General features: G+C 66.6%; 25 protein-coding genes. 16 read left to right on the top strand and 9 right to left on the bottom strand.

The window, feature by feature from the left end; all coding sequences use genetic code 11:
• Nucleotides 1-6 precede the first annotated feature (6 nt).
• Entirely contained in the window at nucleotides 7-1,413 is a 1,407-nt protein-coding gene (locus DES47_RS04430; RefSeq protein ID WP_133699420.1) for an FAD-binding oxidoreductase, read from the bottom strand.
• Complete coding sequence (locus DES47_RS04425; RefSeq protein WP_166651854.1) at nucleotides 1,410-1,754, bottom strand: DUF2069 domain-containing protein; 345 nt, start codon at nucleotides 1,752-1,754, stop codon at nucleotides 1,410-1,412. The genes DES47_RS04430 and DES47_RS04425 overlap by 4 nt, the downstream gene beginning before the upstream one ends.
• A 91-nt stretch (nucleotides 1,755-1,845) precedes the next feature.
• Here DES47_RS04425 and DES47_RS04420 point away from each other — a divergent pair, with 91 nt between their 5' ends.
• Nucleotides 1,846-3,090, top strand: coding sequence for a YihY family inner membrane protein (locus tag DES47_RS04420; protein WP_208114897.1), 1,245 nt, complete (start codon nucleotides 1,846-1,848; stop codon nucleotides 3,088-3,090).
• A gap of 60 nt (nucleotides 3,091-3,150) precedes the next feature.
• Here the strand turns inward: DES47_RS04420 and DES47_RS04415 are convergent, their stop codons facing one another.
• Nucleotides 3,151-3,729: a helix-turn-helix domain-containing protein gene (locus DES47_RS04415; protein ID WP_133699417.1), complete on the bottom strand. Its 579-nt coding sequence runs from the start codon at nucleotides 3,727-3,729 to the stop codon at nucleotides 3,151-3,153.
• 125 nt (nucleotides 3,730-3,854) lie between these two features.
• Here DES47_RS04415 and kbl point away from each other — a divergent pair, with 125 nt between their 5' ends.
• Genes kbl through DES47_RS04400 form a run of 3 tightly spaced genes read left to right on the top strand, consistent with a single transcriptional unit; the run spans nucleotide 3,855 to nucleotide 6,870 of the window.
• Nucleotides 3,855-5,057 (top strand): glycine C-acetyltransferase, encoded by a 1,203-nt coding sequence (gene kbl, locus DES47_RS04410; RefSeq protein ID WP_133699416.1) that lies wholly within the window; start codon nucleotides 3,855-3,857, stop codon nucleotides 5,055-5,057.
• A 10-nt stretch (nucleotides 5,058-5,067) separates the two neighbouring features.
• A complete protein-coding gene (locus tag DES47_RS04405; protein WP_133699415.1) occupies nucleotides 5,068-6,018 on the top strand; it encodes an NAD-dependent epimerase/dehydratase family protein in 951 nt (316 codons plus the stop codon).
• Between the two features lie 21 nt (nucleotides 6,019-6,039).
• Nucleotides 6,040-6,870, top strand: a complete 831-nt coding sequence (locus DES47_RS04400) for a MipA/OmpV family protein (RefSeq protein ID WP_133699414.1) — start codon at nucleotides 6,040-6,042, stop codon at nucleotides 6,868-6,870.
• 9 nt (nucleotides 6,871-6,879) lie between these two features.
• Here DES47_RS04400 and DES47_RS04395 read toward each other — a convergent pair whose 3' ends face one another.
• The 3 genes from DES47_RS04395 to DES47_RS04385 are packed head-to-tail and all read right to left on the bottom strand — an operon-like array spanning nucleotide 6,880 to nucleotide 9,332.
• Nucleotides 6,880-7,206 (bottom strand): Mpo1-like protein, encoded by a 327-nt coding sequence (locus tag DES47_RS04395; RefSeq protein ID WP_133699413.1) that lies wholly within the window; start codon nucleotides 7,204-7,206, stop codon nucleotides 6,880-6,882.
• Nucleotides 7,207-7,221: 15 nt separating this feature from the next.
• Entirely contained in the window at nucleotides 7,222-8,025 is an 804-nt protein-coding gene (locus DES47_RS04390) for an alpha/beta fold hydrolase (protein ID WP_133699412.1), read from the bottom strand.
• Complete coding sequence (locus tag DES47_RS04385) at nucleotides 8,022-9,332, bottom strand: O-acetylhomoserine aminocarboxypropyltransferase (protein ID WP_133699411.1); 1,311 nt, start codon at nucleotides 9,330-9,332, stop codon at nucleotides 8,022-8,024. The genes DES47_RS04390 and DES47_RS04385 overlap by 4 nt, the downstream gene beginning before the upstream one ends.
• A gap of 92 nt (nucleotides 9,333-9,424) precedes the next feature.
• On the opposite strand from DES47_RS04385, the gene DES47_RS04380 reads away from it, so the two are divergent.
• Nucleotides 9,425-9,892, top strand: coding sequence for a CBS domain-containing protein (locus tag DES47_RS04380; RefSeq protein WP_133699410.1), 468 nt, complete (start codon nucleotides 9,425-9,427; stop codon nucleotides 9,890-9,892).
• 78 nt (nucleotides 9,893-9,970) lie between these two features.
• Here the strand turns inward: DES47_RS04380 and DES47_RS04375 are convergent, their stop codons facing one another.
• Entirely contained in the window at nucleotides 9,971-10,336 is a 366-nt protein-coding gene (locus DES47_RS04375) for a hypothetical protein (RefSeq protein ID WP_133699409.1), read from the bottom strand.
• Nucleotides 10,337-10,525: a hypothetical protein gene (locus DES47_RS04370; protein WP_133699408.1), complete on the bottom strand. Its 189-nt coding sequence runs from the start codon at nucleotides 10,523-10,525 to the stop codon at nucleotides 10,337-10,339.
• Nucleotides 10,526-10,644: 119 nt separating this feature from the next.
• Here DES47_RS04370 and DES47_RS04365 point away from each other — a divergent pair, with 119 nt between their 5' ends.
• The 8 genes from DES47_RS04365 (at nucleotide 10,645) to DES47_RS04330 (ending at nucleotide 20,341) form a co-directional block, all read left to right on the top strand.
• A complete protein-coding gene (locus tag DES47_RS04365) occupies nucleotides 10,645-11,442 on the top strand; it encodes a DUF2189 domain-containing protein (RefSeq protein WP_133699407.1) in 798 nt (265 codons plus the stop codon).
• Nucleotides 11,442-11,660, top strand: a complete 219-nt coding sequence (locus DES47_RS04360) for a DUF2788 domain-containing protein (protein ID WP_133699406.1) — start codon at nucleotides 11,442-11,444, stop codon at nucleotides 11,658-11,660. The genes DES47_RS04365 and DES47_RS04360 overlap by 1 nt, the downstream gene beginning before the upstream one ends.
• Nucleotides 11,657-12,274 (top strand): YitT family protein, encoded by a 618-nt coding sequence (locus DES47_RS04355; protein ID WP_133699405.1) that lies wholly within the window; start codon nucleotides 11,657-11,659, stop codon nucleotides 12,272-12,274. Before DES47_RS04360 ends, DES47_RS04355 begins: the two co-directional genes overlap by 4 nt.
• Before the next feature lie 58 nt (nucleotides 12,275-12,332).
• Nucleotides 12,333-13,430: a chorismate synthase gene (aroC, locus tag DES47_RS04350; protein WP_133699404.1), complete on the top strand. Its 1,098-nt coding sequence runs from the start codon at nucleotides 12,333-12,335 to the stop codon at nucleotides 13,428-13,430.
• A 9-nt stretch (nucleotides 13,431-13,439) separates the two neighbouring features.
• Entirely contained in the window at nucleotides 13,440-14,648 is a 1,209-nt protein-coding gene (locus tag DES47_RS04345; protein ID WP_133699403.1) for an MFS transporter, read from the top strand.
• Between the two features lie 149 nt (nucleotides 14,649-14,797).
• A complete protein-coding gene (locus tag DES47_RS04340) occupies nucleotides 14,798-15,961 on the top strand; it encodes an efflux RND transporter periplasmic adaptor subunit (RefSeq protein ID WP_133699402.1) in 1,164 nt (387 codons plus the stop codon).
• A gap of 25 nt (nucleotides 15,962-15,986) precedes the next feature.
• Complete coding sequence (locus DES47_RS04335; protein ID WP_133699401.1) at nucleotides 15,987-19,202, top strand: efflux RND transporter permease subunit; 3,216 nt, start codon at nucleotides 15,987-15,989, stop codon at nucleotides 19,200-19,202.
• A gap of 200 nt (nucleotides 19,203-19,402) precedes the next feature.
• The gene (locus DES47_RS04330; protein ID WP_133699400.1) at nucleotides 19,403-20,341 is read left to right on the top strand and encodes an exopolyphosphatase; all 939 of its coding nucleotides are present in this window, start codon (nucleotides 19,403-19,405) and stop codon (nucleotides 20,339-20,341) included.
• A 10-nt stretch (nucleotides 20,342-20,351) separates the two neighbouring features.
• On the opposite strand, the gene gntR is transcribed toward DES47_RS04330, so the two are convergent.
• Nucleotides 20,352-21,386: an HTH-type transcriptional regulator GntR gene (gene gntR / locus DES47_RS04325; RefSeq protein ID WP_133699399.1), complete on the bottom strand. Its 1,035-nt coding sequence runs from the start codon at nucleotides 21,384-21,386 to the stop codon at nucleotides 20,352-20,354.
• Nucleotides 21,387-21,547: 161 nt separating this feature from the next.
• Here gntR and DES47_RS04320 point away from each other — a divergent pair, with 161 nt between their 5' ends.
• From DES47_RS04320 to DES47_RS04310, 3 genes are read left to right on the top strand one after another with little or no spacing between them, the layout of a single operon-like run.
• On the top strand, nucleotides 21,548-22,048 hold the full coding sequence (locus tag DES47_RS04320) for a gluconokinase (RefSeq protein WP_243748152.1): 501 nt from the start codon (nucleotides 21,548-21,550) through the stop codon (nucleotides 22,046-22,048).
• Nucleotides 22,045-22,548 (top strand): TRAP transporter small permease subunit, encoded by a 504-nt coding sequence (locus tag DES47_RS04315; protein ID WP_133699398.1) that lies wholly within the window; start codon nucleotides 22,045-22,047, stop codon nucleotides 22,546-22,548. The genes DES47_RS04320 and DES47_RS04315 overlap by 4 nt, the downstream gene beginning before the upstream one ends.
• Nucleotides 22,549-22,551: 3 nt before the next feature.
• Entirely contained in the window at nucleotides 22,552-23,856 is a 1,305-nt protein-coding gene (locus DES47_RS04310; protein WP_243748151.1) for a TRAP transporter large permease, read from the top strand.
• Nucleotides 23,857-23,865 lie beyond the last annotated feature (9 nt).

The following is a 23,865-nucleotide window of genomic DNA, read 5'->3' as shown; positions in this document are numbered from 1 at the left end:
GCGACTCTAAAGAACCCGGCCTGGGTTCAACAACCCTTGCGGATCCAATGCCTGCTTGATCGCTCGCATCAGGCCCAGAGCCACCGGTGACTTGCGCAGCGCCAGCTCCTCGCGCTTGAGCTGGCCAATGCCATGCTCGGCCGAAATCGAGCCCTGGAAGGCGGTCACCGCATCGAACACGATGGCGTTCACCGCATGCTCCTGCTCGCGCAGGAAATCGGCCGCCGAGCCCCCCTCGGGCGCCTGTACGTTGTAGTGCAGATTGCCGTCACCCAGGTGGCCGAAGTTGACCAGGCGCACACCGGGGAAGGCGGCCTTCAGCGCCGCATCGGTCTGGGCCACGAACTCGGGGATGCGCGACACCGGCAGGGCGATGTCATGCTTGATGTTCAAGCCTTCCTCGACCTGGGCCAGCGGAATCGACTCGCGCACATGCCACAGCGCCCTGGACTGCTCCAGGCTGGAGGCCACCGCCGCGTCCTCGATCACGCCGTTCTCCAGCGCCGTTTCCAGCAGGCCCTCGAACAGCGCCTGGGCATGGGCCTCTGACTCGGAGTCCGAGATCTCCAGCAGCACCGTCCATGGGCAGGGCGGCAGCGCCTGCGGCAGCAGCGGGAAGTGTTTTCGCACCAGCGACAGCGCAAAGTCGCCCATCAGCTCGAAGCCGGTCAGGCCCGAGCCCGCGCGCTGCTGGGCCAGGCCCAGCAGGGCCAGCGCCGAATCCAGCGTCGGGCAGGCGGCCAGCGCCGTCATCTTCGCCTGCGGGCGCGGATAGAGCTTCAGGGTCGCGCCGGTGATGATGCCCAAGGTGCCCTCGCTGCCGATGAACAGATCGCGCAGGTCGTAGCCGGTGTTGTCCTTGCGCAGGCCGCTCAGGCCCTGCCAGATCTCGCCCGCTGCCGTTACCACCTCCAGGCCCAGGCACAGCTCGCGGGTATTGCCATAGCGCAAGACCTGGGTGCCGCCGGCATTGGTGGCCAGATTGCCGCCTATGGTGCAGCTGCCCTCGGCGGCCAGGCTCAAGGGGAACAGCAGGCCCTGCTCGTCGGCCGCCTGTTGCAGCGCCTGCAGCACGCAGCCGGCGTCGACCGTCATCGTCAGATTGGCAGGATCCAGCTCGCGCACCTTGTTCATGCGCTGCAGGCTCAAGAGGATCTGGCTGCCGCTGGCATCGGGCACCGAACCGCCGACCAGGCCGGTGTTGCCGCCTTGGGGTACGACGGCCACGCGATGCTCGGCACACAGCCTCATCACCTGGGCCACCTGTGCGGTCGAGCCCGGCCGCACCACGGCCAGGGCCTTGCCCTGGAAGCGCTTGCGCCAGTCCAGCTCGTAGGACGAAAGGTCACCCTCGCTCAGCACCTGACTGTCGCCCAGCGCCTCGCGCAAGCCCTGCAGCAGGGCGGCGCTCATGATGAAACTCCAGCAGCGGCCAGCTTGGCGGCCTTCAAGCGCCCGCGCACATGCCAGGCGCAGGCCACGAACAGCAGCACGCTGAGCACGACCTCGGCGGCGGCCAGCTGGGCGCTGATGCCGCGGTCGCCATAGGCACGCACTGAGCCCTCGGCGGCATAGAGCCAGACCAGTAGGCTCAACCAGCGGAAGGTGTACATGCGGTAGCGCCAGATCCCCAGCACGCCCAGCATCAGCGGCAGCGCCTTGATGGCCAGCGTGCCGCGACCGGTGGGCGACAGCCACAGCTCCCAGGCCAGGCACAGGGCGATCAGGGCCAGCAGGCTGACCAGGGCCAGCATACGGCTTTGGCGAGCGCCGGGGGAGGGGAGCGAAAGCGGCGAGGCAGCGCTTGGAGAGATGGGGGCAGACATGGCTGGCATCATAGCCAGCATGAACGCTCTTCCTCCATCGACCCAAGACAAAGCGCGTGCCTGGCTGCAGCATGCCAACGAGACCTGGGCCACGCTGCAGCGCTGGCCCTGGTGGGACACGCTGCGCACACTGCGCATCCGCTTCCGCGACGACCGCCTGGGCCTCACCGCCGGCAGCCTGACCTTCACCACCATCATCTCGCTGGTGCCCCTGCTGACGGTGATGCTGGCCCTGTTCACCGCCTTCCCGATGTTCTCGTCCTTCCAGATCGCGCTGGAGAAGTACTTTCTGCAAAGCCTGATACCGCCCAATATCGCCAAGCCGGTGCTGGGCGCATTGACCCAGTTCGCCAGCAAGGCCAACCGAGTCGGATCGGTCGGTCTGGTCGTGCTGGTGTTCACCGCGCTGGCCCTGATGCTGACGATAGACCGCACACTCAATGCCATCTGGCGGGTGCAGCGGCCGCGGCCCATCGCCCAGCGTGTGCTGGTCTATTGGGCGGCGCTGACCCTGGGGCCGCTGCTGCTGGGCGCCAGCCTGGCCTTGACCAGCTATGCGCTGTCGGCCGGCAAGGGTTTCGTCAGCGCGCTGCCCGGGGGCCTGAGCTTTCTGCTCAATCTGATCGAGTTCGTGGTGCTGGCCATCAGCGTGGCCGGCCTGTTCCACTACGTGCCCAATACCCATGTGCGCTGGCGCCACGCAATGGCCGGCGGCCTGTTCGTCGCCGTGGGCTTCGAGCTGGCCAAGCGCGCGCTGGCCTGGTATGTCAGCCAGGTGCCGACCTACTCGACGATGTACGGCGCCTTCGCCAGCCTGCCCATCTTCCTGGTCTGGATCTATCTGGGCTGGGTGATCATGCTGCTGGGCGCCGTGGTGGCGGCCTATGCGCCCAGCCTGCAGATGCGCGTCGTGCGCCAGATCGAGGAGCCCGGCTATCGCTTCGAGCTGGCCCTGCGCGTGCTGCGCCAGTTGCGCCAGGCCCGTGGCGAGGCGGCCCATGGCTGGTCGGCGCTGGAGTTGGCCGACCAATTGCAGACCGACCCACTGCAACTGGAGCCGGTGCTTGACGTGCTGCAGGAGTTGGACTGGATCGCCCGGCTGGAGGAGGCGGGCGATCAACGCCTGACCCTGCTGTGCGAGCCGGCCAAGACGCCGGCCTCACCGCTGCTGCAGGCCCTGCTGCTGGTGCGCACACCGCATCTGGAGAGTGTCTGGCGACGCGGGGATTTGACCGATGCGACGCTGGCGGACTTGCTTGACTGAGTCCCGGGTTTCATCCGGGCTACAAAGCCCCCGTAGCCCGGATGCAATCCGGGGCCACGATCAGCTGTGCAATACCACCAGCAAGGCCGTCGCCACCGTCTTGCCCGTGTTCCGTATCGCATGCGCGCCATCGGCGCCATAGCGCGCCGTCTCGCCGGCTTTCAGCCTCTGTACCGAAGCCGCTGCGCTGACCTCCAGGCTGCCGCTGAGCACACTCAGATGCTCACGCGAACCGGGCTCATGCGCCGCTGACTCCAGCGCGCCGCCGGGCTGCACCGTCAGCTCGTACCACTCGAACTGGCCGGCCAGATCGATAGGCCCGAGGATGCGCAGCTGGCACAGGCCATCCGGGCTGCTCATGCTGGGCGTGGCATGGGCCGCGACCGTCTCGATCGCCGGGGCCGCCGGCCGCTCACCGCCCAGCAACTCGGACAACTCGACGCGCAGGGCATTGGCCAGCCGCCAGACCACGGCCACCGTCGGATTGGCCTGGTTGCGCTCGATCTGCGACAGCATCGACTTGGACACCCCAGCGCGGCGCGACAGTTCGTCCAGCGACAGGCCCTGGCCCTGGCGCATGGCCTGCAAGGTGGCGCCGACACGGGGGGGCTCTAGTGCGTCTTGGCTGGCATTGGACATGGCTAGGTTTTGAGGCAAAGTGGCTTGACCAGAAAAAGCAAATCTAAGATACTGCACGCAAGTTCGATATATCGAACTGTGTTCTGTTTAACGGATTTTCACGATTGTGCACCAGGAGCCCGACCATGACCACCCGCGATGACTTCTACGCGCACCTGCAGGCCGAGCTGGCCGGCATACGCGAGGCCGGCCTGTACAAGACCGAGCGCGTGATCACCACGCCCCAGGGCGCCCGGGTCCACACGCAGGACGGCCGCGACGTCATCAACCTCTGCGCCAACAACTACCTGGGCCTATCGTCCCATCCGGCCGTCATCGAGGCCGCGCATGAGGCGCTGCGCACCCATGGCTACGGTCTTTCATCGGTGCGCTTCATCTGCGGCACGCAGGACCTGCACAAGACGCTGGAGCAGCGTCTGTCAAAGTTCCTTGGCACCGAGGACACCATCCTCTACGCCGCCGCCTTCGACGCCAATGGAGGCCTGTTCGAACCGCTGCTGGGCGAGCAGGACGCCGTCATCAGCGACGAGCTGAACCACGCCTCCATCATCGACGGCATCCGCCTGTGCAAGGCCAAGCGCTACCGCTACAAGCACAACGACATGGCCGATCTGGAGCGCTGTCTCGAAGAGGCCAAGGCTGCCGGCGCGCGCTTCACCCTGGTCTTCACCGATGGCGTGTTCTCGATGGACGGCAGCATCGCCCAGCTCGACAAGATGCGCGAGATCACCAACCGTTACGGCGCCCTGCTGGGTATAGACGAATGCCATGCCTCGGGCTTCATGGGCGAGAAGGGCAGGGGCACGCATGAGTATCGCGGGGTGCTTGGCCAGATCGACATCATCACCGGCACGCTGGGCAAGGCCCTGGGCGGCGCCTCGGGTGGCTTCACCAGCGGCCGCAAGGAAGTGATCGAGCTGCTGCGCCAGCGCTCGCGACCCTATCTGTTCAGCAACACGGTGGCGCCCAGCATCGTCGGCGCCTCGATCGCCGTGCTCGATCTGCTGGAGGCCAGCACCGCGCTGCGCGACAAGCTGGAGGCCAATACCCTGTACTTCCGCAGCGCCATCCAGTCCGCCGGTTTCGACATCAAGCCCGGCACCCATCCGATCGTGCCCATCATGGTCTACGACGCGGTCAAGGCCCAGGCCTTGAGCGCGAGGCTGTTGGAGCTGGGTGTCTATGCCGTCGGCTTCTTCTTCCCGGTTGTGCCCAAGGGCCAGGCGCGCATACGCGTGCAGGTCTCGGCCGGCCACGAGCGTGCGCAGCTGGAGCAGGCGGTGGCGGCCTTCACTCAGGCCGGCCGCGAGCTGGGCCTGATCGCCTGAGGATGCATCCATGAGCCCCAAGATATTGATCATCGGTGCGAACGGCCAGATCGGCACCGAACTGGCGCTGAGCCTGGCGCAGAAGCACGGCTTCGACAGCGTCATCACCAGCGATGTGGCCCCCACCGGCCGAGTGCCCGGCCTGCGCCACGAAATGCTGGACGTGACCGACGCCGCGGCGCTGACCTCGGTCGCCCAGCGCCACGAGATCACGCAGATCTACCACCTGGCCGCGGCCCTGTCGGCCAGCGGCGAGAAGCACCCGCAATGGGCCTGGAACCTGAATATGGTGGGCTTGCTCAATGTGCTGGAGCTGGCCCGCCAGATGCGCATGGATCGCATCTTCTGGCCCAGCTCGATCGCCGCCTTCGGCCCGACCACGCCGCAGCAGCACACGCCCCAGTCCACCGTGATGGACCCGACCACCGTCTATGGCATCTCCAAGCTGGCCGGCGAGCGCTGGTGCGCCTGGTACCACGCCAACCATGGCGTCGATGTGCGCAGCCTGCGCTATCCGGGGCTGATCAGCTACAAGACCCCGCCCGGCGGCGGTACCACAGACTATGCGGTGGACATCTTCCACCAGGCGCTGAAGAGCGGCCGCTACAGCTGCTTCCTCGAAGATGGCCAGGCCTTGCCGATGATGTATATGCCTGATGCGCTGCGCGCGACGATAGAGCTGATGGAGGCCCCCAGCGCCAGCATCAGGCAGCGCGACAGTTACAACCTGGCCGGCGTCAGCTTCACACCGGCGCAGATTGCCGCGGCCATCCGTGAAGAGCTACCCGGCTTCGAGATCAGCTACGCCCCCGATTTCCGCCAGGCCATCGCCGCCAGCTGGCCGCAGTCCATCGACGACAGCGCCGCGCGCGAACACTGGGGTTGGCGCGCCGAGTACGATCTGAAGGCGATGGTGACGGATATGTTGATGCACCTCAAGGCGGCGATGCCGGCGGCCTGAACACGCTGCTATGCTGGACTGATGATCAGCCGCGGCCTCAAATTCAGCCTGTTATTCCTGGGGTCAGCCCTTGCCTGTGCATGCCATGCCCAGGCCGCCGACGCCCCACGTCTGCACTACGTGCTGGGTGCCCACATCAGCAGCCAGCCCGAATATGCGGGCGCGCCGAACAACAAGAGCCATCTGTCGCCGCTGTGGGCGGTGCAGTACGGGCGCTGGCGCATCAGCAGCTCGGGCGCCGGCCAGGTGATGGGCTTCGGCGAGGAGGTCCAGGGGCCGGGCGCCAGCACCGAACTGATCAAGAGCGATGCCCTGCGCCTCGGCCTGGCGCTGCGCGTGGACAGCGGCCGCAACTCCAAGGATTCGGTGCGCCTGCAGGGTCTCCCCGATGTGCCCCGCACCCTGCGTGCACGGCTGTTCGGCAGCTACGCCTTGACGCCGGAATGGCTGGCCTCGGCCGCCTGGTCGCAGGACCTGCTGGGGCGCGAGGGCGGCGGCATCCTGAACCTGGATGTCGGCTACCGCCTGCGCCAGACCCGCCACACCGAATGGACCGCCGGCGCCGGCATCACCGCCGGCACGGCGCGCAATCATCAGAGCTATTTCGGCATCACCCCTGCGGGCTCCATCGCCTCGGGCCTGCCGGTTTTCACTCCGGGCGCGGGCCTGCGCGATGTACATGCCGGCGTCGGCTTCACCCACGCCCTGAGTTCGCGCTGGATACTGTTCGGCTCGGCCGGCGTGTCGCGGCTGCTGTCGAATGCGGCGTTGAGCCCGCTGGTGCACCAGCGGCAGGGCAGTTCAGTGGGGCTGGGTCTGGCCTATCGGTGCTGCCGGTGGGGGCAGGACTGAATACGTCGGCTAGAACGGTACCTTGCCCGTCCAGATGTCCCTGTACATCACCCAGTCACCCATGAAGCTGTAGAGCGGGCGCTTGAACGAGGCTGGCCTGTTCTTCTCGAACACGAAGTGCCCGATCCAGGCAAAGCCGTAGCCGCACAGCAGTGCATACAGCACGAAGCGCAGCTGGCCGGTGGTCAGCAGCAACGCCAGGCAGACCAGCACCAGGGTGCTGCCCAGGAAGTGCAAGCGTCGGCAGGTCGGGTTGCGGTGTTCGCTGAGGTAGAAGGGGTAGAACTCCGCAAAGCTGTGCATGGCCTTGGGATCTCTCGTGCTGCTGCCGTCCATTGCGGTGCTCCTGGTTCAGGCACCCAGCGCCTGTCTCATCGCATTCAACACCTGTTCGGGCGCCTCCGTCATCAGTGAATGCCCCGCGTCGACCGTCAGCACCTTGGCCTTCAGCGCGGCGGCCAGCTCCTTGGTCTGCTTCGGTGACGTCATCTGGTCGCGGGTGCCGAGAATCAGCGTGCTCGGGCAGCTGAGCTTCGCTGCGTCATTGAGGCCCTGGTCATAGCTGTTGCACAGCTGGAAGTCATGCTCGAACAGATTCAGGCCGGTTTGCCCCGCCTGGGTGCGCCGCATCAGCGCCCGCTCGGCGCCATGCAGCCAGGTGCCCGGGCCGGGATAGGATGGCTTGGGCGCCCAGGTCGAATGCGAGAAGCTGTTGACCATATCGATGGCCTGCAGCGGCCGTTCGCGGGCGGTGGCCAGCAGGGCGTCCGACACCTTCATCGGATAGGCCGTGCCCAGCATCACCAGATGGCTGGCGCGCTGCGGTGCCAGGCCGGCCGCGGCCAGCGCGATCAGCGAACCCATGCTGTGGCCCACCAGGGCGGCACGCTCAACGCCGACGGCATCCAGCAGGGCCAGCACCCAGCGGGCCAGCGCCGGCATGTCGGCCAGCGGCTGGCCGCCGCTGCGTGCATGGCCCGGCAGATCGACAGCCAGCACACCGTGACCATGGTGGGCGAACCAGCGCGCCAGCAGGGTCCAGTCGCTGTGGTCATGGATGGCGCCGTGGATGAATACAACGCAGGGCAGGGCAGGGTCGAAGGGCTTGCCGCCGGTGTAGGCATAGGCCTCGACGTTGTTGACGATCAGCTTCATTGCGCCTTCTCCGCGGTCTTCAAGGCACGCTTCAGATCGTCGAGCAGATCGTCCGCGTCTTCCAGGCCTATCGACAGCCGTATCGTGCCGGCAGTGATGCCGGCCTGGGCCAGCGCCGCGTCGTCCATGCGGAAGTGCGTGGTGCTGGCCGGATGTATGACCAGCGAGCGGCAGTCGCCGACATTGGCCAGGTGCGAGAAGATCTTCAGCGCCTCGATGAAGGCCTTGCCCTGCTTGCGCGAGCCCTTCAGGTTGAAGCTGAACACCGAACCAGCGCCGCGCGGCAGCAGCTGCATGGCCAGTCCATGGCTGGGATGCGACTCCAGATCGGGATAGCCGACGCTTTCGACCAGCGGATGGGCGGCCAGGAACCGGGCCACCTTGCGGGCATTGGCCACATGGCGCTCCATGCGCAGCGACAACGTCTCGATGCCCTGCAGTATCAGCCAGGCGGTGTGCGGGCTCATGCAGGCGCCGAAGTCGCGCAGGCCCTCGCGGCGAGCGCGCAGCAGAAAGGCGCCGACCGTGCCTTCTTCGGTAAAGGTCATGCCATGGAAGCCGGCGTACGGCTCGCACAGCTCCGGGAACAGGCCGTGTTTCGCGTGTGCGGCATCCCAGTCGAACAGGCCGCTGTCCACCAGCACGCCGCCGACCACGGTGCCGTGGCCGGACAGGAACTTGGTCGCCGAGTGATAGACCAGATCGGCTCCATGCTCGAACGGTTTGATCAGGTACGGCGTGGTCAGTGTCGAGTCGACCAGCAGGGGCAGATGGGCCTCGTGGGCGATCTGCGAAATGTTCGGGATGTCCAGCACATCCAGGCCCGGGTTGCCCAGGGTCTCGCCGAACAGCAGCTTGGTGTTGGGCCGTATCGCCGCGCGCCAGCCGTCCAGATCACCCGGCTTGACGAAGGTCGTGGCAATGCCGAAACGCGACAAGGTGTAGTGCAGCAGATTGTGCGAGCCGCCGTAGAGTGCGCTGCTCGACACGATGTGCGAGCCCGCGCCACACAGCGTGGCGATGGCCAGGTGCAGGGCCGCCTGGCCGCTGGCCGTGGCAATGGCGCCGGCGCCGCCTTCGAGGGCCGCCACGCGCTCCTCGAACACGGCCGTGGTCGGATTGGAGATGCGGCTGTAGACATGGCCGGGCCGCTCCATATTGAACAGTGAGGCCGCATGCTCGCTGCTTTCGAACACGAACGAGGTCGTCAGATGCAGGGGCACGGCGCGCGCGCCGGTGGCCGCATCGGGGGCGGTGCCGGCATGCAGGGCCAGCGTATCGAAGCCGGGATCGGCGTATCCAGACATGGTGTCTCCGGGGTGTTGATGGCCTCGATTGTGTGCTATGTTGGCCACAAGATTCGCAGCCATCTTGAGCCATCCAGGGCGAGGAGACCCCCATGAAAGTCGTTGATATCTTGCGCGTCAAAGGCGGCACCCTGTTCACCGTGTCACCCGATGAAACATTGGCTCGGGCGGTCACGACCATGGCCGAGAGCGACATCGGTTCGCTGGTGGTGATGGAGCATGGTGACCTGGTGGGCATGCTGACCTTTCGCGAGGTCATTGCGGCGGTGGTCAAGAACGGCGGCAGCGTCGGCACACTGACCGTGCGCACCGTGATGGACGACCATCCGCTGACCTGCACGCCCGAGACCGAGATCGACGAGGTGCGCCGCATGATGCTGGGCCGCCATGCCCGCTATATGCCGGCGCTCAACGGCCGCACGCTGATGGGGGTGATCTCGTTCTATGACGTTGCCAAGGCGGTGGTCGACAGCCAGGACTTCGAGAACCGGATGCTCAAGGCCTATATCCGCGACTGGCCCGTCGACCAGGAGGCGCCGGCCGAGGACGGCAAGACCTGAAACCCTGCGCCTACCGCAGCTAGCTGTTCTCGATTCTGGCCGCCGTGCCGTTGCGTTTGACCGTCTCCAGCGCGGCATTCATCTTGGCGGGCTGGCATAGCAGTCGACGCGCTTGGCGGCGAGCTTCTTCAGATTGGAGTCGTTGCCCTTGGCTTCCGACAGGTGGATCTTGCCCGACTGGGCTGCGGCGATCAGCCGGGCCGAGAGCAGAAAGCCGGCGTTGGCGCCCACGGTCAGGCCGAGGAAATCATCGGGGAACTGCCGACGCGGCTTGGTCATCACCTCGGGGTTGCAGAAGAGCACCACGGTCTCGCGATAGAGCACCACGGAATAGGGGCCGAAATAGGTCCGTTCGCGTTTCAGGCCCGGAGGGAGCCGGCCCAGCGAGGTGCCGCTCTCCAGATCGACCAGCCCGCGCTTCCAGGACCGGGGCCTGAGTTCCACCTAATAGGCGGGCTTCAGCAACTCGGCCGCCTTGCCCAGCAATTCGACATACATGCCCTTGAACTCGCCGTTCTCGACAAAGGCATAGGGCGCATCGTCGTCGTCGCCGAACAGCACGACCCTCTCGACCGCGTGCGCACCGGGTGCAAGACAGGCAAGGACCACACAGCAGACGAGCGGGTGGCGCATGACAATCTCCTGGTTGAAGACACGGTCCCTGGCTATGGTCCGGTATCGCCATGGCACCATCGCTGGGGCTTGTCTTGCGTCAAGCCGAATATTCCTCCCTGATGTCAGCATAGCGCCCAATGACCCATCGTCTCGCTCAAAAAGCCCTGCAGGAGTCGCGCAGCTTCGGCGTGCGCCGCATCCCGGTCCTGCGCCCCCTGGGTTGGCTGGCCCGCGGCTGGACCGATCTGATGCGATGCCCCTTGCCCGGTCTGCTGCACGGTCTGGCGCTGGCCCTTTTCGGCGCACTGCTGTTCTGGCTGGCGCGGCACAAGTTCTGGTTGCTGGCCGGCGCCTTCTCCGGCTTCTTGCTGGTCGCGCCGATACTGGCCACCGGCCTGTACGCGGTCAGCCGCGCGCTGGAGCGGGGCGAGAAGGCCTCGCTGCGCACCGCCATGGCGGCCTGGAAGCCGCATGACGGCCGCTTGATCGTGTTCGGCCTGCTGCTCGCCTTTGCCGGCACCGGCTGGGTGATGACCTCGGCCTCGCTGATCACCGGCCTGGCGCCGGGTTTGGTCAATACGCCGACGGACTTTCTGCGCCATGTGGTGCTGGCCGAGCAGGGCCATCTGTTCGAACTCTGGCTGGGCCTGGGCGCGGTGCTGGCCGCGCCGGTGTTCGCCTCCAGCGTGGTCGCCATTCCCTTGCTGCTGGATCGGCAGATCGGCGTGCTCGGCGCCATATTCACCAGCTGGCGCGTTGTCATGGAACACCCGCTGCCGATGGCGCTGTGGGCGGCTCTGCTGTTGGCGTTGACGGGCCTGGGGATTGTCAGTGTGCTGCTGGGTCTGGTCGTCGTCGCGCCCTGGCTGGCCCATGCCAGCTGGCATGCCTACCGGGACGTGGTCGACACCTCGGGATTGCGGGAGCGGCCCTGATGTTCGGCTATACGGAGGAGCAGATCTCCTGGTTCGGCCTGAGCTTCGGCGTCGGCGCCTTCATGCTATACATGGTGTTCATCATCTTTCAGCTGGCGCGCGAGTCCAAGGCGGGGCGATTCGGCACCTTTGTGCTGTTCCTGGGACTTGGCGTGGGGCTGATAGGCTTTGCCGCCAAGGGCCTGATCAAGTTCTTCATGTCCGGCATCGTGGAATGAACGTCGCCACCCCGGCCATGCCGCCGCGCCACACGCTGTTTGACGATGCCCAGGCGCTGCTCACCGGCACGCTGTTCGTCGCCATCGGCCTGCTGCTGTTGCGCCAGGCCGGTCTGGTCACCGGCGGCACCGTGGGCCTGGCCTTTCTGGCCCATTACGCGACCGGACTGCCCTTTGGCGCGCTGCTGTTTCTGGTCAATCTGCCGTTCTACTGGCTGGCCTGGCGGCGCATGGGCAGGCGCTTCACGCTGAAGACCTTTGCCGCGGTGAGCCTGCTGGCCCTGCTCAGCGAACTGCTGCCCCGCTGGATCAGCCTGCAGTCGGTGCATCCGCTGTTTGCTGCCGTGGCCGGCGGGCTGCTGGTCGGCGCGGGCTTCATCATGCTGTTCCGTCACCGCGCCAGCCTCGGCGGGCTGAATGTGCTGGTGCTGTGGCTGCAGGAGCGTTTTGGCTGGCGTGCCGGCATCGTGCAGATGGCCATCGACGCGCTGATACTGCTGAGTGCCTGGCCCTGGATAGATGCGCAGCGCCTGGCCCTTTCGGTGCTGGCCGCAGCGGCGATGAACTTCGCGCTGGCGGTGAACCACAGGCCCGGGCGCTATATGGCCTTCTGATGCGTCCCGGCGCCGTCGCGGGGCTCTAGAATCGGACTCCGCTCACCCAGGAATCCGCATGTCCGGCAGCACTTTCGGCGAACTTTTCTGTGTCACCAACTTCGGCGAAAGCCATGGCCCGGCCATAGGCTGCGTGATTGATGGTTGCCCGCCCGGCATGGCCTTGAGCGAGGCCGACATCCAGCCCGAGCTGGACCGCCGCCGCCCCGGTACCTCGCGCCACGTGACACAACGCAACGAGCCCGACCAGGTGCAGATACTGTCCGGCGTCTACGAGGGCAAGACCACCGGCACGCCGATCTGCCTGCTGATCCCCAACACCGACCAGCGCAGCAAGGACTACGGCAATATCCTCGACACCTTCCGCCCCGGCCACGCCGACTACACCTACTGGCGCAAATACGGCCTGCGCGACCCACGCGGCGGTGGCCGCTCGTCGGCGCGGCTGACCGCGCCCATGGTCGGCGCCGGCGCGATCGCGCGCAAATGGCTGTTCGAGAAGTACGGCACCCAGTTCCGTGCCTGCATGACGCAGCTCGGTGAGCTGAAAGTGCCGTTCGAGGGCTGGGAACACACCTCGCGCAACCCCTTCTTCGCCGCCAATGCCAGCAGCATCGCCGAGATGGAGGCCTATATGGACGCGCTGCGCAAGAGCGGCGACTCGGTCGGCGCGCGCATCCATCTGGAGGCCACCGCCGTGCCGGTGGGCCTGGGCGCGCCGCTGTTCGACAAGCTCGACTCGGACATCGCCTACGCCATGATGGGCATCAATGCCGTCAAGGGTGTCGAGATCGGTGCCGGCTTTGCCTGCGTCGCGCAGCGAGGCAGTGAGCATGGCGACGAGCTGACGCCGCAGGGTTTTCGCAGCAACCACTCTGGTGGCGTGCTTGGTGGCATTTCGACCGGGCAGGACCTCAGCGTCGACATCGCCATCAAGCCGACCAGCTCGATACGCACGCCGCGCGCCTCGATCAACCGCGAGCTGGAGCCGACCACGGTCGAGACCTTCGGCCGCCACGACCCCTGTGTGGGCATACGCGCCACACCCATCGCCGAGGCCATGCTGGCCCTGGTGCTGATGGACCATGCGCTGCGCCATCGGGCGCAATGCGGTGATGTGAGCCTGCCGGTCCCGGCTATCGCGGCGCATAGCTGATCGCGGCGGATGCCCAGCAGCCTCAGCGCCGAGCAGTCCCGGCAAACCCTGTTCGCCTGCGCAAGCCTGTCCTGCGCCTACTTCGCCTATGTCGGCCTGTTCAGCCCCTTTGCCCCGCTCTGGTACAAGGAGCAGGGCCTGTCGGTATTCGCACTGGGCATGCTGGCCTCGCTGTCGAGCTGGACGCGCCTGTTCGCCCCCTACGTCTGGGGCACGCTGGCCGACCGCAGCGGCGACCGGGTCAGGCTGATCCGCTTCTCCTGTGCTGCCACCCTGGTCAGCGCGCTGGCCTTTCTGCTGCCGCTGAACGTCTGGACCCTGGGCCTGGCCGTGCTGGCCATGTTCACCTTCAATGCCGCCATCGTGCCGCTGACCGAGACGGTGGTGGCCTCGCAGCTGGTGACCCGCGAGGGCGGCATGGACGCCAAGCGCTACGGCCGCGTGCGCGTCTGGGGCAGCGTCGGCTTTATGGCCTCGGTGCTGGTGTTCGGCGCGCTGTTCGAGCGCGTCGGCATGGGCTACTTCCCCTGGGTGGTGCTGGGCAGCCTGCTCATGATGCTGGTGATGGCCTGGCGGCTGCCGGCCCACCATGACGAGGCCCGCCACGCCCATGCCCCGGCGCCGCCGGTGATGCAGGTGCTGGCCAAGCCCGAGGTGCGCTGGTTCTTTGCCGGCCTGACCCTGACCGTGCTGGCCCATGCCAGCCTCTATGCCTTCTTCAGCCTCTATCTGGACTCGCTGAACTACAGCAAGCCGGTGGTCGGCGGGCTGTGGGCGGTGTCGGTGCTGGTCGAGATTGTCTGGTTCGCCTTCCAGGGCCGTTGGCTGGACCGCGTGTCGCTGCACGGTTGGTTGCTCGCGGCGGCGCTGGCCTCGGCGCTGCGCTTTGCGGCCACGGCGGCCTTCGGCGCCGAGCTATGGGTGCTGGTGGCCGCACAATGCCTGCATGCGATCACCTTTGCCGCCCAGCACACCGCCTGCATCGCGTTGATCTCTCGCTATTTCCCGGGCCGCCTGCGCGGCCGTGGCCAGGCACTGTATTCGCTGATCGGCTACGGCCTGTCCGGTGTGATCGGCGGCCTGGGCGGCGCCGCACTGGCCAGCCGCTTCGGCTATGCCAGCGTGTTCTGGGCCGCCACCGTGGCGGCGCTTCTGGCGGCGCTGTGCTGCTGGCGCAGCATGCGAATGGACAGCGGGCAGATCAGCCGAGCCTCCTGAGCCAGACAACGCCCCAGGGCCTGTCCGCACCGGTTGCAGCCCATCATTGGATAACTGCAATTCGTCGCACTTGGCCTTTTGATTGCAAAGTGCGACCCTACACTGCGCGCAGTTTGTTCAGATTGAGACCAATTCAAGAGGGGATGACCATGCGCAAGCAGTGGCTGATTGGCGGAGTGACCGCGGTGCTCGTGGCGGGTGGTGCGACAGCGTTCTTTTTGACCAGCGACCAGGCCTCGGCCAAGTCGAAGAAGGAGGGCGGCGAGAAGCAGTCCCCGGCGCTGGAATTCGTCGGCAGCGAAGTGGTGCGGCCCACCCAGGCCAGCATCGCCTCGGTGATCGAGTTCTCCGGCCCGCTGGTCGCCCCCGGCACCGCCGTGGTGCGCGCAAAGTCCGCCGGCACCCTGCTCAGCTTGAATGTCGCCGAGGGCAGCCGCGTCAAGGCCGGCCAGGTGCTGGGTCAGGTGGACCTGGAAGAGCTGCGTCAGCGCGTCGTCGAGCGCAGCGCCTCGGTCGAATCGGCCCGCGCCCAGGCCGAGCAGGCCGAGCGCCAGCACCGCGCCAACGAAGGCCTGGCAGCGCAGAAGTTCATCGCCCCGACCGCCCTGGAAACGTCCAAGGCGGCCATGGAAGCGGCCCGCGCACAGTGGCTGTCGGCCAAGGCGCAGCTGGAAGGCAGCAACCTCAGCCTGCGCAATGCCGCGCTGCTGGCGCCTATCAGCGGCGTGGTCTCCAAGCGTCATGCGCTGCCCGGCGAAAAGTTGGCCATGGAGCAGCAGGTGCTGACCATTGTCGATCTGGCCAAGCTGGAGCTGGCTGGCTCAGTGGGCACCCACGAGGTCAGCCGGCTGACGCCGGGCATGGCCGTGCAGGTGCAGATCGAGGGCGCCGATGCTCCGGTCGAGGCCCGCATCGCCCGCATCGCCCCGGCCGCCGAACCTGGCACCCGTTCGATCGGCGTGACGCTTGAACTGGCCAATCCCAAGGAGCTGTTCCGCGCCGGGCAATACGCCACCGGCAAGGTCAGCATCAGCGACGAGGCCTCACGCCTGACCGTGCCCATCGCCGCCATCGGCAGCACGGCAGGCCAGGAACATGTGTGGATGATAGAAAAGGGCGCCCTGGTGCGCCGCATCGTCACCACGGGCCGCCGCGACACCCGCGAGGGCCGGGTCGAGGTGCTGCAAGGACTGACGGCCGAGGCCCAGGTGCTGGGCGCCCGCTTCGACAATCTGCGCGAGGGCGCCAAGGCCTCGATCGTGGCGACCAAGCCCCGGGTCGCCAGCGCGGCCACCGGTTCCACCGGCAACTGAATAACAACAATAAGGAGCGGCGATCATGTGGATGACCCGTGTTTCCATCCAGAACCCGGTCTTTGCGACCATGGTGATGGTGGCCCTGTGCGTGCTGGGCCTGTTCTCCTACGCCAAGCTGGGTGTCGAGCAGATGCCCGACATCTCGCTGCCCGGCGCCTGGATCGATGTGCGCTACCCCGGCGCTTCGCCTGAGGCCGTCGAGCGCGAAGTCGCCAAGCCGCTGGAAGAGGCGATGAACTCGATCGCCGGCGTGGACCGCATCCAGTCGCGCAGCTTCGAGGGCCGCGCCCAGGCCAGCGTCGAGTTCACCCTGAACACCGACATGAACCGCGCGATGCAGGACCTGCGCGACCGCGTCGCCGCCGCGCAGGCGGCCTTCCCCAAGGACGTGAAGGCGCCGACGGTGTCACGCTTCCAGGCCGACAATGCCCAGCCGGTGGTGGTGATGGCCCTGATGAGCCAGACCCGGCCGGCACGCGAGCTGTCGATGCTCAGCGAGCTGATCATCGCCAAGCGCCTGGGCCGCGTCGAGGGTGTGGCCAAGGTCGAGGTGGGTGGCATGGTGACGCGCGAGGTGCGCATCGATCTGGACCCGCTGCGCCTGCGCGCCTATGGCGTGACGCCGGCCGAAATCTCCAAGGCCCTGGCCGAGGCCAATGCCGACCAGCCCGTGGGCCTGCTGTCCGACAAGAACGCCGACGCCATCCTGCGCGTCGAGGGTCGGGTCAAGGACCCCAAGCAGTTCGCGAGCATGGTCGTGGCCCGCCGTGGCAATCTGGTGCTGACCCTGGGCGACCTGGGCACCCTGGTCGAGCGTGAGCGCGAGGCCGACAGCGTGGCCCGCATCAACGGCTCGCCGGCCGTGACCTTCAATGTCTTCAAGCAGCAGGACGCCAACATCGTCGCCACCGGTGACGCGGTCAAGGAGGCGATGGCAGAGTTGCGCAAGCAGCTGCCCAAGGACACCGAGCTGCGCCTGATCTATGCCAACAGCGACTTCGTCAAGGGCTCGCTGACCGGCCTGAAGCACACGCTGATCGAAGGCGCGCTGCTGACGGTGGCCATCGTCTTCCTGTTCCTGCACAGCTGGCGCTCGACCATCATCACCGGCCTGACCCTGCCGATCGCGGTGATCTCCAGCTTCATCGCCGTCCATGCCTTCGGCTTCACGCTGAACTTCATGACGATGATGGCGCTGAGCCTGTGCATAGGCCTGCTGATCGACGACGCGATCGTGGTGCGAGAGAACATCGTGCGCCACGTCGGCATGGGCAAGGACCACCACCGCGCCGCCGAGGACGGCACCAACGAGATAGGTCTGGCGGTGATGGCCACGACGTTCGCCATCTGCGCCGTGTTCGTGCCGGTGGCCTTCATGGGCGGCATCATCGGCAAGTTCTTCTACCCCTTCGGCATCACGGTGGCGGTGGCGGTGCTGGTGAGCCTGTTCGTCAGCTTCACGCTGGACCCGATGCTGTCCTCGATCTGGAAGGATCCCCCGAGCGATCGACTGAAGCGCCTGCCGGTGTTCAAGCAACTGATTGGCGGCACCGACTGGCTGATGGACTGGATGCATGGCGCCTACGAGCGGTTGATCCACTGGGCCTTCTCGGGCCGGCGCTACCGCCTGTTCGTGCTGCCGATTCCGGTCTGGGGCCGTCCGTTCTCGGCCGACGGCAAGCGCGACCGCACGCAGGCACGCCGCCTGCGCCTGGCCACGGTCACGCCGCGTGGCCTGGTGCTGATGGGCGGTGTCGCCAGCTTTGTGGCGGCCCTGGGCCTGGCGCCGCTGGTCGGCAGCGAATTCGTGCCGCAGACCGACCAGGGCTTCACTCAGCTGACCCTGCGCATGCCGGTGGCGTCGAGCCTGGAGCGCGGCAATGCCAAGGTGCTGCAGGTCGAGGAGCTGCTGTCCAAGTTCCCCGAGATCAAGACCGTTTCCACCGTCGTCGGCAGCACCGGCGAAGGCATGGCCACCGGCCGCAACCAGGCGGTGCTGAACATCTCGCTGGCCGACCGCGCCGATCGCAAACGCAGCCAGAAGCAGATCGAGGACGCGATCCGCGACGAGATCGCCAAGCTGCCGGGCGTCGAGATGAGCGTGGGCTTCGACCGCCCGGTCTGGATCACCATCCTGGGCAGCGACCCCGAGGTGCTGACCCAGGTCGCCAACCAGTTGGTCGAGACGATCAAGAAGGTGCCCGGCGCGGTGGACGTGGAAACCACCGTCAAGCCCGGCCTGCCGGCCTTTGCCGTTCGCCTGAAGGACTCGGCCGTGCGCGAGCTGGGCCTGACGGCACCGCAGATCGCCGCCTCGTTGCGCGCCTACGTCAATGGCGACGTGGCGACCTACTGGACCACGCCCGACGGCAACCAGGTCGAGGTACTGCTACGCCTGCCGCGCGAGCAGCGCGAGCGCATCGAGCAGATGAACAAGCTGCCTATCGCCTTCGCCAAGGACGGCTCGCCGATCTCGCTGGACCAGGTGGCCACCATCGAGCAGGTGTTCAACCCTGAGGTGATACGCCGCCAGAACCTGCAGCGCCGCGAGGCGGTGTATGCCGGCGTGCAGGGCCGCACCTCGGGCGAGGTCAATGAAGACGTGAAGAAGATCATCAAGGCCACCGAGCTGCCCCCGGGCACCAGCTTCATGGTGGACGGCGCCGGCAAGCAGCAGGCCGAGGCATTCAACGGTCTGCTGGGTGCGATGGGCCTGGCGGTGATCTTCATCTATATCGTGCTGGCCAGCCAGTTCGGCAGCTTTGTGCAGCCGATTGCCATCATGGCCTCGCTGCCCCTGTCGCTGATCGGCGTGATGCTGGCCCTGCTGCTGACCGGCTCCACCCTGAATGTGTTCTCGATGATTGGTCTGGTGATGCTGATGGGCCTGGTGACCAAGAACGCCATCCTGCTGGTGGACTTTGCCAACCATGCCCGCAAGGCCGGGGCCAGCGTGCCGGAGGCCCTGCTGCAGGCCGGCCTGATACGGATGCGCCCCATCATCATGACGACGATGGCGATGATCTTCGGCATGCTGCCGATGGCCATAGCGCTCAACGAGGGCGGCGAGATCCAGGCACCGATGGGCCGCGCCATCATCGGCGGCGTCATCACCTCGACCCTGCTGACCCTGGTCGTTGTGCCGGTGCTGTACTCCTATCTGGTACGTGAGCGCAAGCCGGCCAGGAAGTCGGCTGCGGCGGCGGACGACGGGATGGTGGCGGTGCCGGCGGAATAGGCATCGACAGCACTTGCAGCCAAGAAGGGCACCCGAACGGTGCCCTTTTTTCGTTCTGCCGCCGAACACCGTCGTGCAATGGGTGGCCAAGCGTTAACTATTGTTTCAAATGAGCCATCAGCCATTGGAAGCGGGCCGCCGCTGGGGGAGGGTGCTGCCTATCATGCGGGATACCGTTCCCTGCCGAGATAGGACGCCCCATGAGTCAAGAGCAAAAGAAATTCCGCCTGGTCACCCGCAGCGACTTCGATGGCCTGGTCTGCGCCGTGCTGCTCAATGAGCTGAAGCTGATCGACGAGATCACCTTCGTCCACCCCAAGGACATGCAGGACGGCAAGATCGCCATCACCGAGCGCGACATCACGACCAATCTGCCCTATGTGCCCGGCGCCCATCTGGTGTTCGACCACCATGAGAGCGAGACGGTGCGCAATACGGGCGAGCGTAAGAACCACATCATCGCGGCCCATGCCCCGTCGGCGGCCCGTGTGGTCTACAACTATTACGGCGGCAAGGCGGCGTTTCCGCGCATGAGCGACGCAATGATGGATGCCGTGGACAAGGCCGACTCGGCCCAGTTCAGCCGCGAGGAGATCCTCGAGCCCAGCGACTGGGTGCTCCTCAACTATCTTATGGATTCGCGCACCGGCCTCGGCCGTTTCCGTGAGTTCCGCATCAGCAACTACGCGCTGATGATGGACCTGATCAAGTACTGCGCCGATCACGATATCGGCGAGATCCTGGCCCTGCCCGACGTGGTCGAACGGGTCGAGTTGTACTTCCAGCACACGGCCCAGGCCCGCGATCAGATCGAGCGCTGCACCACGGTCCACGGCAATCTGGCCGTGCTGGACCTGCGGGGCGAAGAGACCATCTTCGCCTGCAACCGCTTCATGATTTACGCGATGTACCCCGAGACGAATATCTCCATCCATGTGATGTGGGGCCTGCAGAAGCAGAACACGGTGATGGCCACCGGCAAGTCCATCCTTGACCGCAGCAGCAAGACCAATGTCGGCGAGCTGATGCTCAGCTATGGGGGCGGCGGCCACCAGGCGGCCGGTACCTGCCAGATTGCCAACGACCAGGCCGACGCGGTGCTGGCGGAGCTGATCGCCAAGATCAATCTGGACGGCTGAGCGCCATCGCTCAGCTGCTCCCGCGCCGCACGATCTCGAAGCCCAGATCCAGCTGCGGCCGCTCCACCGCTTCGCCTCGCATCAAGGCCATCAGCATCCTCGCCGCCTCGGCGCCGATGGCGCTGCGCGGCGTGCGCACCGTGCTCAGTGGGGGCAACATCTGGTCGCTGCCGGTCAGGTCATTGAAACCTGCCACCGCCAGTTGATCGGGCACCTTGACGCCCAGGCGCAACGCAGCCAGCAGGGCGCCCTGGGCGAGGTCGTCGTTGTTGAAGAAGATCGCGTCCACATCGGGCGCCTCGCGGCGGATCTGCTCGAACAGGGCACCGCCCAGCGCCAGCGACGAGCGTTGTGGATCCAGCCATTCCAGCTTCGAATCAACCAGGCCGGCGGCTTGCATGGCCTGCCGGTAGCCCTGCAGTCGCTGCAGCGTGCGCGGGTCCAACTGGGCGGCGGCGAAGGCGATGCGCCTGCGGCCGCTGTCCAGCAGATGCTGGGTCATCGCCTGGCCGGCGTCCGACTGCGAAAAGCCGACGCTGTAGATGCCCGGCGCGGCCACCGTTTCCATCACATGCACACAGGGCACGCCGCTGCCGGCGATCAGCTGCTTGACCGCCTCGGTGCGGTCGAAGCCGGTGACGATCAGGCCGGCCGGGCGGTGCAGCAGGTAGCTGCGCAGCAGGGCCTCCTCTTCGGCCGGATCGTAGTGGGTGACGCCGATCAGCGTCTGATAGCCCGCCGGCAGCAGGCTGCGCTGCACGGCGTCCAGCAGATCGACGAAGAGGGCGTTGCTCAGCAGCGGGATCAGCACCGCCACATGGCTGCTGCGGCTGGAGGCCAAGGCGCGGGCAGCGGGGTCGGGCACATAGCCCAATAGCCGGACGGCCTGCTGCACCCGTTCGACCAGTTCGGGCGCCACGGCCCGCTCGCCGCGCAGCGCGCGCGAGACGGTGATGGGGCTGACGCCGGCGGCCTGCGCCACGTCGGCCAGGGTGGCCCGGCCACTGGAGCGGGGGCGACGCGTTGGTGCGGGACTGCCGGTCATTGGTGCGTGTTTTCCCTGATATGGTGCGTTGCGACTTGCGCCTAGGATAGCGCTATCCGATCCTCCGGTGCAAGCGTGTTAACACCACAGCAGCAGGGCGGGACGGCTCAGGGCGATCCAGCATCGCCTCTTTTTTGAATCAACAGGATAGCGCTATCCAAATGCAGAGCGTGGTTGTCATGGGTGTGGCCGGTTGCGGCAAATCGAGTCTGGGCCAGGCCTTGGCCGAGGCCCTGGGCTGGGTCTATATCGAGGGCGATGCCCATCACGCCCCGGCCTCGATCGCCAAGATGCGTGCCGGCATTGCGCTCACCGATGCGGACCGCAGCGGCTGGCTGGACACATTGGGCGCCGAGTTGGTGCGCCACCCGCAGGGCGTGGTGCTGGCCTGCTCGGCACTGAAGCGAGCCTATCGCGAGCGCCTGCGCGCGGCGAGGCCCGGCCTGGGCTTTGTGTTTCTGGAGATCACCCGCGAACTGTCGCTGCAGCGCGTGGCCGAGCGGGCCGCAGACCATCTGTTCCCGGTCAGCCTGGTGGACAGCCAGTTCGCCGCGCTGGAGTCGCCTGTCGACGAAGTCGGGGTGCTGAGCGTCGACGCCGCGCTGAGCCGTGGCGAACAACTGAACCAGGCACTGGCCTGGGCGAAAGGAGAGGGCGCATGAATGCGGAAACCCTGAAGAAGCCCTGGTGGCAACGCGCCAGCGAGGGCGCGATGGCGGCCTGCCTGGCGGTGATGGCCACGGCCGTCTTCGTCAATGTGGTGCTGCGCTACGGCTTTGGCAGCGGCGTGGCGGCCAGCGAGGAACTGTCGCGCCTGCTCTTCGTCTGGATGGTGTTCATCGGCGCCGCCGCGGCCTATCCCTTGGGCGAGCACATGGCTTTCACCAGCCTGCTGCTGCCGCTGCGCAACAAGCCGCGCGCCATGCTGGCCATGACGCTGTTGATACGCGCGGCCGTGCTGCTGGCCTGCGTGCTGGTCGGCTGGGGCGCCTGGCAGCAGGTCGTGGTCGGCCTCGGCAGCCATTCGGTGGTGCTGGGCTACTCCAGCGCCTTGCTGCCGCTGCCGGCCTTTCTGTGTTCGCTGGCCATCGGCTTGATGGCCCTGGTGGAGTTGCTGCGCCGCGCGCCGCTGGACTTCGGCCATCACGTCGATGTGGAGTGATTGATGATGCTGGCTTTGAGCAATGAGGCGCTGGCCTTTGTGATCTTCTGCCTGGGCATGCTGGTGCTGATGGGCATGGGCATGCCCATGGCCTTTGCCCTGGTGCTGACCGGCGCCGCCATGGCCTGGTCGCTGGACTTCTGGGATACGCAGCTGCTGGCGCAGAACCTGGTGGCCGGCGTTGACAGCTTCCCGCTGCTGGCCGTGCCCTTCTTCATCCTGGCCGGCGAGCTGATGAATGCCGGCGGCATCAGCCGGCGCATCATCACCATGGCTCAGGCGTGGGTGGGCCATATCCGCGGTGGCCTGGGCTTTGTCGCCATCGGCGCGGCGGTGCTGATGGCCAGCATGAGCGGCTCGGCCCTGGCCGACACCGCAGCGCTGGCCACCATCCTGCTGCCCATGATGCGAGCGCACGGCTACCCCATGCACACCTCGGCCGGGCTGATCGCCTCGGGCGGCATCATCGCCCCCATCATCCCGCCGTCGATGCCCTTCGTGATCTATGGCGTGACGACCAATACCTCGATCTCGGCGCTGTTCCTGTCCGGCATCGTGCCCGGGCTGATCATGGGCCTGGGGCTGATCGTGGCCTGGAAGCTGCAACTGCGCAAGATCGATCTGCCGGCCGGTATTGCGCTCCCGATCAAGGAGCGGCTGAGCGCCACCGTCAAGGCCTTCTGGGCGGTGCTGATGCCCTTCATCATCATCGGCGGCATGAAGTCGGGCCTGTTCACACCGACCGAGGCGGCCGTGGTGGCGGCCTTCTATGCGCTGGTGATCGCCTTCTTCATCCACCGCGAGCTGAGCCTCACCGAGCTGCACGGCGTGCTCGTGCGCGCAGCCAAGACCACGGCGGTGGTGATGTTCCTGTGCGCCGGCGCCCAGGTGGCCAGCTACATGATCACGCTGGCCGATCTGCCCGGCACCCTGACCGGCTGGCTGGGCACCCTGATCGAATCGCCACGCCTGTTGATGGCGGTGATGATGGTCACCCTGGTGCTGATCGGCACCGCGCTCGACCTGACCCCGACGATCCTGATTTTCGCGCCGGTGATGCTGCCCATTGCCGTCAAGGCCGGTATAGACCCGGTCTACTTCGGCCTGATGTTCGTGCTCAACGGCGCCATCGGCCTGATCACGCCGCCGGTGGGCACGGTGCTCAATGTCGTGGCCGGGGTAGGCCGCATGTCCATGCACCAGGTCATCAAGGGCGTGAACCCCTTCCTCTTGACCTACACCTTGATATTGATCCTGTTCACCCTGTTCCCGCAGATCGTCATCGCGCCGGTGGCGTGGATGCGCTGATTTTTCTCA

Source organism: Roseateles toxinivorans, from assembly GCF_004362525.1.
Classification (GTDB): domain Bacteria; phylum Pseudomonadota; class Gammaproteobacteria; order Burkholderiales; family Burkholderiaceae_C; genus Paucibacter; species Paucibacter toxinivorans.
The sequence above is the reverse complement of the archived record's forward strand: the minus strand, read 5'-3'. Positions and strand labels throughout refer to the sequence as shown.

Coding starts and splice junctions, on each gene's coding strand:
- DES47_RS04425 (WP_166651854.1), bottom strand. CDS start 1,754: ATGCTGGCCCTGGTCAGCCTGCTGGCCCTGATCGCCCTGTGCCTGGCC.
- DES47_RS04355 (WP_133699405.1), top strand. CDS start 11,657: ATGAACGTCGCCACCCCGGCCATGCCGCCGCGCCACACGCTGTTTGAC.
- gntR (WP_133699399.1), bottom strand. CDS start 21,386: ATGACCGGCAGTCCCGCACCAACGCGTCGCCCCCGCTCCAGTGGCCGG.
- DES47_RS04380 (WP_133699410.1), top strand. CDS start 9,425: ATGAAAGTCGTTGATATCTTGCGCGTCAAAGGCGGCACCCTGTTCACC.
- DES47_RS04315 (WP_133699398.1), top strand. CDS start 22,045: ATGAATGCGGAAACCCTGAAGAAGCCCTGGTGGCAACGCGCCAGCGAG.
- DES47_RS04320 (WP_243748152.1), top strand. CDS start 21,548: ATGCAGAGCGTGGTTGTCATGGGTGTGGCCGGTTGCGGCAAATCGAGT.
- DES47_RS04405 (WP_133699415.1), top strand. CDS start 5,068: ATGAGCCCCAAGATATTGATCATCGGTGCGAACGGCCAGATCGGCACC.
- DES47_RS04310 (WP_243748151.1), top strand. CDS start 22,552: ATGATGCTGGCTTTGAGCAATGAGGCGCTGGCCTTTGTGATCTTCTGC.
- DES47_RS04335 (WP_133699401.1), top strand. CDS start 15,987: ATGTGGATGACCCGTGTTTCCATCCAGAACCCGGTCTTTGCGACCATG.
- DES47_RS04385 (WP_133699411.1), bottom strand. CDS start 9,332: ATGTCTGGATACGCCGATCCCGGCTTCGATACGCTGGCCCTGCATGCC.
- DES47_RS04330 (WP_133699400.1), top strand. CDS start 19,403: ATGAGTCAAGAGCAAAAGAAATTCCGCCTGGTCACCCGCAGCGACTTC.
- kbl (WP_133699416.1), top strand. CDS start 3,855: ATGACCACCCGCGATGACTTCTACGCGCACCTGCAGGCCGAGCTGGCC.
- DES47_RS04365 (WP_133699407.1), top strand. CDS start 10,645: ATGACCCATCGTCTCGCTCAAAAAGCCCTGCAGGAGTCGCGCAGCTTC.
- DES47_RS04430 (WP_133699420.1), bottom strand. CDS start 1,413: ATGAGCGCCGCCCTGCTGCAGGGCTTGCGCGAGGCGCTGGGCGACAGT.
- DES47_RS04340 (WP_133699402.1), top strand. CDS start 14,798: ATGCGCAAGCAGTGGCTGATTGGCGGAGTGACCGCGGTGCTCGTGGCG.
- DES47_RS04360 (WP_133699406.1), top strand. CDS start 11,442: ATGTTCGGCTATACGGAGGAGCAGATCTCCTGGTTCGGCCTGAGCTTC.
- DES47_RS04400 (WP_133699414.1), top strand. CDS start 6,040: ATGATCAGCCGCGGCCTCAAATTCAGCCTGTTATTCCTGGGGTCAGCC.
- DES47_RS04390 (WP_133699412.1), bottom strand. CDS start 8,025: ATGAAGCTGATCGTCAACAACGTCGAGGCCTATGCCTACACCGGCGGC.
- aroC (WP_133699404.1), top strand. CDS start 12,333: ATGTCCGGCAGCACTTTCGGCGAACTTTTCTGTGTCACCAACTTCGGC.
- DES47_RS04420 (WP_208114897.1), top strand. CDS start 1,846: ATGAACGCTCTTCCTCCATCGACCCAAGACAAAGCGCGTGCCTGGCTG.
- DES47_RS04415 (WP_133699417.1), bottom strand. CDS start 3,729: ATGTCCAATGCCAGCCAAGACGCACTAGAGCCCCCCCGTGTCGGCGCC.
- DES47_RS04395 (WP_133699413.1), bottom strand. CDS start 7,206: ATGGACGGCAGCAGCACGAGAGATCCCAAGGCCATGCACAGCTTTGCG.
- DES47_RS04370 (WP_133699408.1), bottom strand. CDS start 10,525: ATGCGCCACCCGCTCGTCTGCTGTGTGGTCCTTGCCTGTCTTGCACCC.
- DES47_RS04345 (WP_133699403.1), top strand. CDS start 13,440: ATGCCCAGCAGCCTCAGCGCCGAGCAGTCCCGGCAAACCCTGTTCGCC.